1 rRNA gene is annotated in these 1,520 nt (G+C 65.1%); it reads right to left on the reverse strand.

The features are described 5' to 3' along the window. Window positions 1-11: 11 nt before the first annotated feature. Window positions 12-1,517: ribosomal RNA gene (locus AB5Z14_RS10025) — 16S ribosomal RNA — on the reverse strand. Window positions 1,518-1,520: the final 3 nt, after the last annotated feature.

A 1,520-nucleotide genomic window follows, 5' to 3' on the forward strand; every position in this document is an offset into this window, starting at 1 on the left:
TATCTCCCTAGAAAGGAGGTGATCCAGCCGCACCTTCCGGTACGGCTACCTTGTTACGACTTCACCCCCCTCACCCTCCACACCTTCGGCGCCTCCCCCCTCTCGGTTGGGCCGGCGACTTCGGGTGCAGACGACTCGGGTGGTGTGACGGGCGGTGTGTACAAGGCCCGGGAACGCATTCACCGCGGCATGCTGATCCGCGATTACTAGCAACTCCGACTTCATGGGGGCGGGTTGCAGCCCCCAATCCGAACTGGGGCCGGCTTTCCGGGATCCGCTCCCCCTCGCGGGGTGGCATCCCTCTGTACCGGCCATTGTAGCACGTGTGCAGCCCAGGGCATAAGGGGCATGATGACTTGACGTCGTCCCCGCCCTCCTCCGCCTTGACGGCGGCGGTCCCGCGTGGGTTCCCGGCATCACCCGATGGCAACACGCGGCGGGGGTTGCGCTCGTTGCGGGACTTAACCCAACATCTCACGACACGAGCTGACGACAGCCATGCACCACCTGTATGGGCTCCTCTCGGCCACGGGGTCTCCCCCGCTTCACCCATATGTCAAGCCCTGGTAAGGTTCTTCGCGTTGCTTCGAATTAAGCCACATGCTCCGCTGCTTGTGCGGGCCCCCGTCAATTCCTTTGAGTTTTAGCCTTGCGGCCGTACTCCCCAGGCGGGACGCTTAATGCGTTGGCTGCGGCACGGGGGGATCGTCCCCCCACACCTAGCGTCCATCGTTTACGGCTGGGACTACCAGGGTATCTAATCCTGTTCGCTCCCCCAGCTTTCGCGCCTCAGCGTCGGTCTCGGCCCAGAGGGCCGCCTTCGCCACCGGTGTTCCACCCGATATCTGCGCATTCCACCGCTACACCGGGTGTTCCACCCTCCCCTACCGGACCCAAGCCGCGGAGGTTCCGGGGGCTTCGGGGGGTTGAGCCCCCCGCTTCGACCCCCGGCCTGCCGGGCCGCCTACGCGCGCTTTACGCCCAATGAATCCGGATAACGCTCGCCCCCTACGTATTACCGCGGCTGCTGGCACGTAGTTAGCCGGGGCTTCTTCTGCAGGTACAGTCTTGACTCTTCCCTGCTGAAAGCGGTTTACGACCCGAAGGCCTCCGTCCCGCACGCGGCGTCGCTGCGTCAGGGTTCCCCCCATTGCGCAAGATTCCCCACTGCTGCCTCCCGTAGGAGTCTGGGCCGTGTCTCAGTCCCAATCTGGCCGGTCGGTCTCTCAACCCGGCTACCCGTTGTCGGCACGGTGGGCCGTCACCCCGCCGTCTACCTGATGGGCCGCGGAGCCATCCCCTCCCGTCGGGGCTTTAGCCGGGGTGCCATGCGGCACCCCGGGGTATCCGGTATTACCCGTCCTTTCGGGCGGCTATCCCGGGGGAGGGGGCAGGTTCTCCACGTGTTACTCAGCCGTTCGCCACTCGCTTCCACCCGGAGGTGGGTGCCGTTCGACTTGCATGTGTTAGGCGCGCCGCCAGCGTTCATCCTGAGCCAGGATCGAACTCTCCGTCCAAAA

Source organism: Collinsella aerofaciens (assembly GCF_040910265.1).
In the GTDB taxonomy this organism is placed as follows: Bacteria; Actinomycetota; Coriobacteriia; order Coriobacteriales; family Coriobacteriaceae; genus Collinsella; species Collinsella aerofaciens_BK.